This is a genomic window from Chitinophaga sp. (assembly GCF_036569125.1).
Classification (GTDB): domain Bacteria; phylum Bacteroidota; class Bacteroidia; order Chitinophagales; family Chitinophagaceae; genus Chitinophaga.
Genome location: NZ_DATCRF010000334.1, coordinates 1 through 5,797, shown reverse-complemented (window position 1 = coordinate 5,797; position 5,797 = coordinate 1). Strand labels below are relative to the sequence as shown.

At 46.5% G+C, this 5,797-nt stretch carries 4 protein-coding genes; 1 reads left to right on the top strand and 3 read right to left on the bottom strand.

Annotated elements, in window-relative coordinates; all coding sequences use genetic code 11:
• On the top strand, positions 1-300 hold a 300-nt coding region (locus tag VIM87_RS12370), incomplete at its 5' end, for a hypothetical protein (protein ID WP_331997294.1).
• Between the two features lie 14 nt (positions 301-314).
• Here VIM87_RS12370 and VIM87_RS12365 read toward each other — a convergent pair.
• The 3 genes from VIM87_RS12365 to VIM87_RS12355 are packed head-to-tail and all read right to left on the bottom strand — an operon-like array spanning position 315 to position 5,651.
• A complete protein-coding gene (locus tag VIM87_RS12365) occupies positions 315-761 on the bottom strand; it encodes a DinB family protein (protein ID WP_331997293.1) in 447 nt (148 codons plus the stop codon).
• 35 nt (positions 762-796) lie between these two features.
• A complete protein-coding gene (locus VIM87_RS12360) occupies positions 797-3,172 on the bottom strand; it encodes an ABC transporter permease (protein WP_331997292.1) in 2,376 nt (791 codons plus the stop codon).
• Between the two features lie 22 nt (positions 3,173-3,194).
• Entirely contained in the window at positions 3,195-5,651 is a 2,457-nt protein-coding gene (locus tag VIM87_RS12355; protein WP_331997291.1) for an ABC transporter permease, read from the bottom strand.
• Between the last annotated feature and the right edge of the window lie 146 nt (positions 5,652-5,797).

The following is a 5,797-nucleotide window of genomic DNA, read 5'->3' as shown; positions in this document are numbered from 1 at the left end:
ATTTTAGGGTGGACTAAAAATGAATTTTTAGCAGAAACAGGCATTAAGAGACAAACATTGGATGCATATTTATTAGGAACACGTGGAAAGAACAAGGCTCATAAGGCTTTCTATATCCCTTTCCTGAACAGAACCGGTATTGATCTTAATATATCAGCCGCCAAAGGACATATTGTTATTGTAGATCCACACAAATTACCACCAGGCAAAATTGCACGACTGAAGGAGGCAGGAGCTGAAATCCTTCAAACACCATTAACTAGTGATAACAACAGATCTGCTTCGAAAAGGAAAAAATAGCCACTGATATACGGTCAAACATCCAATAACCTCCGGTGATAATTTATTTGCCCGAGATGATAATCCAAGTGCATGGCCAAGTGTATTAGTAAATACCCGGTAGATGTTTTCTCCTCAAACACCACTATCGGGTATTCCTTTTCCAGATCCTCCTCCGTAAGCTTATCCAATGCAGCATCCACCACAGCCATCGTTTCTTCAACCTGTTTTATTAATGCCGCCTTAGGAACATTCTTCAGCGCAAATTCCGAAGGCCGGTCGCGCACAAAATCAGTACCGCCAAGCACTTTACCAATGAAGTGTTGGATATTACCTACCAGGTGCAGGCAAAGATTGCCGGCGGAATTAGGAATATTCTTTTCTACAACCCAAAGCTGCTGCTCGCTTTGGTAGGCGCTGATCTCCTGTTGCAACTTATTGAGATCACGCTGGAAGAGCTGTTTTAATACCTGTATCTGCATGGTGGTGGAATAAAGCACCAAATATACATAATCAGTTATTCGGATTGCAGGCTTTTTACCGGGTTAGTCCATCCGGCCTTTAAGGCCTGAAAACCGATGGTCAATAAAGTAATGCCCAATGTAGCCGCCCCTGCAGCCAGGAATACGCTTACGCCTATATGAACGTGATAGGCAAAACTTTGCAGCCACTCCCCTGCAGCCCACCAGGCCAGCGGAAAAGCAATACAAACGGCGATCAATATTAACTGCAGGAAATCTTTGGATAACATCACAGCTACATTAGCAACTGTGGCGCCCAATACTTTGCGGATGCCGATCTCTTTACGGCGGCGTTCTGCCGTAAAGGCAGCCAGCCCAAACAGACCAAGGCAGGAAATAATAATGGTGAGCCCTGCAAAATAACCCGACAGCTGCGCTACCAACTTTTCGGATGTATACTGTGCCTGGTAATCGCTATCCAGAAATTTATAGTTAAAAGAATAACCGGGATTAAAAGCTTTATACAATTTTTGTATACCTGCCAGTGTGGCTTGTTCCCGACCCTTTTGAATGCGGGCCATTGCCAGCAGGGTTTGCTCAGGCGCTAAATTAAAAATGAATGGCCGGATCTCTTCGTGCAATGAATTAAAATGAAAATTCCTTGTTACGCCAATAATATGCAGCGCGGTATTGCCCCGGTTAATGATCTTACCCACCGGGTCTGTAAGTCCCATCACTTTAACAGCCGCTTCATTTAATACCACCGCAGTGCTATCGGTACTATAATCTTTGGAGAATGTCCGGCCTGCAGCCATCCGGATCCCCAGTGTTTCTATCAAACCGTAGTTCACAGGCATCTGGTAAAAACGGATCTGGTTATCCAGGTTCTTTCCTTCCCAGCTGATATTGGAGCTTGGCAGGAACGATGATAATACGATCTTTTGTTCTATGCTGGATGCATTCACTACACCTGGCAAGGCTTTCAGGCTGGCCAGAAAAGTCTCCTTCTTCTCTCCTGCCCGTCCTTCCATCTCAAAATAAACGATGTTGTCTTTATTATATCCCAGGTTCCTGCTTTGTACAAATTGCACCTGCTTATACGCTACCATTACCGCAATGATGAAAATTACCGATACCACGAATTGAAAAACTACCAGTCCTTTTCGTATCCACATAGTGTTTCCGGCATTACTGAACTTTCCTTTAAGTGTAACAGATGGCGCAAAGCGGGAAAGATATAAAGCCGGGTAACTGCCCGCCAGCAGGCCGGTGAACAAGGTAATACCTAATACGGCAGCTATAAATCGTATATCCAATTGCGGTAGCAGCTGCTTGCCCGTCATTTCATTGAAACGCGGCAACAACAGGGCAACCATTAATAATGCTATTAATAATGCAGCAATGCTCATGAACAGGGATTCTCCCAAAAACTGCAGCACCAGGGTATGCCGTGCAGCACCCAGGGATTTCTTTACCCCAATCTCTTTCATTCTGCCGGAAGCCTTTGCCGTAGAGAGGTTCATGAAGTTAATGCAGGCAATGACCAGTATAAATAAAGCGATGATGGAAAATAAACGCAGGTACGAGATCCTCCCTCCTGCCTGTACACCATTTTCGTATTTATTATACAGGTAGCCATCTGCATACTTTCTCATGAACATAACAGAACTGGAATCCTTAAACTGGCTTTCAAGAAGGGCCGGCAGCTTTTCATTAAAGCGCTGCACATCGGTTCCCTTCCTTAACATTACATAAGTATTAAAAGGCCCGGTAGAGGTAGGCGCCAGCGTAACGGGCATAATATCTTTCCATATATCCAGCGACAATACAAAATCAAAGCGGCTGGTAGAATGTAGCGGCATATCCTCAAAAACGCCGGTAACCGTACATTGACGGCTAAGGGATGCCCATTTCCATTCCAGCGTTTTACCGATAACGTTATTAGTGGTGTTAAATAATTTACGTGCCAGCTGAGCGGATATTACTACGGAATTTTTGTCGGTCAGCACATTCTCTTTATTTCCCTGCAGCAACGGGTAAGAGAACATTTTGAAATAGTCTTTACCCACCAGGTTGCCCGTTGCACCTACGGTACGGTCTTTCCACGAAATACTGAACTGCTGGAACCAGGCTGCCGGTGTAGTTGCCACCGCATACTCCACTTCCGGCAGCTGTTTTTGCATGATCTCCCCTACCACTCCGCCGGTACCCTGGGTAGTGGTAAACACGTCTGCATTCTTTTCATTGATCATTACCTGGAAAAGGCGTTGATCATGCTTATGAAACCGGTCTGTTTGCCATTCGTCATTTACCCATAAACAGATGAGCAGCGTACAGGCCATGCCGGTAGAGAGCCCTATCAGGTTAAGCACGGTAAACTGGCGGTCTTTGAGCAGGTAACGCCAGGTGGTTTTGAGATAGTTACTGAACATCGGCTTATTTTAAGGGAAATACTTATTCTGACCGCAAACTTTTTACCGGGTTCATTAACCCCGCCCGTATGGCCTGTGTGCTTACGGTTATGATGGCAACCACCATTGCAAAAATGCCGGCTGCAATAAACATCCAGCCACTGATGGATATACGATATGCAAATTCATCGAGCCATTTATGCATACAATACCAGGCCAGCGGGCTGGCAATGCACATGGCCACCAATACCAGCATAACAAAATCTTTTGACAGCAAGGCAGTAATATTCAGCACAGAGGCGCCCAGCACCTTACGGATGCCGATCTCCCGTGTACGCTGGCGTGCGGCAAAAGCAGCCAGACCAAACAATCCCAGGCAGGATATGAAAATGGAGATCCCGGTAAACCAGCTTACTATCTGTGCTGTTCGCGTTTCTGCGTGGTAGTTATGCTGAAAATCCTGGTCGAGGAAAGTATATTCAAAGGGTTCGTCCGGGCAAAGCGCTTTCCATTTATCTGCTAAAAAGTCCAGTGTTTTCCTCATTTGAGCAGTGTTCACATGCACGATCAGATAATTATACTCGTTATTGCTACTGAGGAAAAAAGCATAGGGCTGAATAGCATGGTGCAGATCCTGGAAGTGAAAATCTTTTACCACGCCTACTATTTCATAGGTTTCAGATGCCTTCCCGTTAAGCTCCCACTTCAACCGCTGGCCAATTGCTTTATTCATTGGAATATTAAGCTTGCGCAGGGTGGTTTCATTTACTACTATCTGGCCGCTGGTATCGCTCATAAACTGTTCGGAGAACATGTGCCCTTTCATTAACTGAAAGCCCATCATTTTCATAAACTGCGGCGATACGAAATTGGCCTGAATGGGCTGCCCTTCGTTCACGGTTTCTTCCAGCTTATGTACGCTAAAACCCATTGGATTCAGAATGCCCGGGTAAGATGAGGTGCCCGCTGCGCCCAGTACCTGGTTATTTTGCAGCAGCTCGCCACGCAGGGCCGTATATGCCTTATGCGCTTCATCGGTACGAAGTGGTATCACCACCTGCTGATCCTGCGTAAATCCTAAGGGACGATTGCGCAGGTAAGACATTTGCTGCTGAATAATGATGGTGGCCAGCACCAGGCCAATGGAGATCACAAACTGGAACACTACCAACCCGCGGCGTAACGTTACGGCAGACATGGTATTATTAAAACGGCCCTTCAATACCTGCACCGGGTTAAACACTGCCAGATAAAATGCCGGATAGCTGCCTGCCAGCAAGCCGGTAATTAATGCCAGCGCCACAAAAGTGCCTATGATGGAAGGTTCCATTAATTCAGACAATGCCAGTGTTTTTCCTGTAAGCTGGTTAAACAAGGGCAGCGCACCGGCAACACCTGCTACTGCCAGCACTAATGCCATCATGGATAACACCATGGATTCCCCTAAGAACTGCCTTACCAGCGCAGCTTTGCCCGCTCCCATCACCTTACGTACGCCCACTTCTGCTGCACGCTTAGCAGAGCTGGCCGTAGCGAGGTTCATAAAATTGATACAGGCAATTACCAGCGTAAAAATGGCAATACTGCCAAGGATATACAGGTAAGTTTTGCTGGTGGTATCTGTTACTACGGAGGATACTTTGTCATAAAGATGAATATCTGTAACCGGTAACAGGGAGATCGATTTGGTATAACCAGCTGCCTGCAGATCTTTGTTGGCATGCCGTTCCATAAAAGCGGGGAACTTACGTTCCAGCTTTTTCACATCGGCCCCGGGGCGTAAACGCACGTAGGTAATAAACATGTTGTTGAAGGAAAAGTTCAACCGTCCGCTACGCAAAAAACTGCCTACCCAGCCGGCAGACAGCGGCACAAAAAAGCGCGCATCTATGTGCGAGCGATGGCTTTCATCTTTATATACACCGGTCACTTTAAACAGCTCACCATTACCGGTGCCGCCGCCTACTGTAATGGTTTTTCCCAAAGCGGATGCATGTCCGAAGAGCTTACGCGCCACTGGTTCTGACAGCACAATGGCATTAGGCTCCTGCAAAGCGGTAGCTGCATTGCCTTCCAGGAATTTATAGGTAAACAGATCAAAAAAAGTGGAATCAACATTGTAGCCCCGGGTTTCATAAAACGACTGTACGGGTTTGCCGGCCTCCCGCACCTGCAGCAGGGTTTTAGGTTCTACGACGTTGGCCCACAGGCGGGACATCTGCGCTATTTCCGGGAATTCATTTTTTAATGTGGGGCCGTATAATGCGGAAATAGTGGTAAAGGAACGTACCTCGCCGGTAGAAACGGCGCTTTCACTTTTCAGGAAATACAGATCAGCAGCGTGCTGCTGATGTTTATCGAACATCAGCTCACTGCGGATGTAAAGCATGAGCAGCATGCAGCAGGTCATGCCAATGGCAAGGCCGAATATATTGATCGCTGAAAAAAGCTTATTCCGCTGCAGGTTGCGGAGAGCAATGCGGAGGTAGTTTTGTAGCATAGCTGTTTGCAGCACTAAGGTAGTGCCAAAAGCGGGAGCAATTGGAAATCAATTTATTGAGAGGGGGAAAATTGTGCTGATTGTCCGTATTCGTACAAGGGTGTCCGGTTTCAGATGGTAGAGAAATCAGGGTGTGATGGGATATT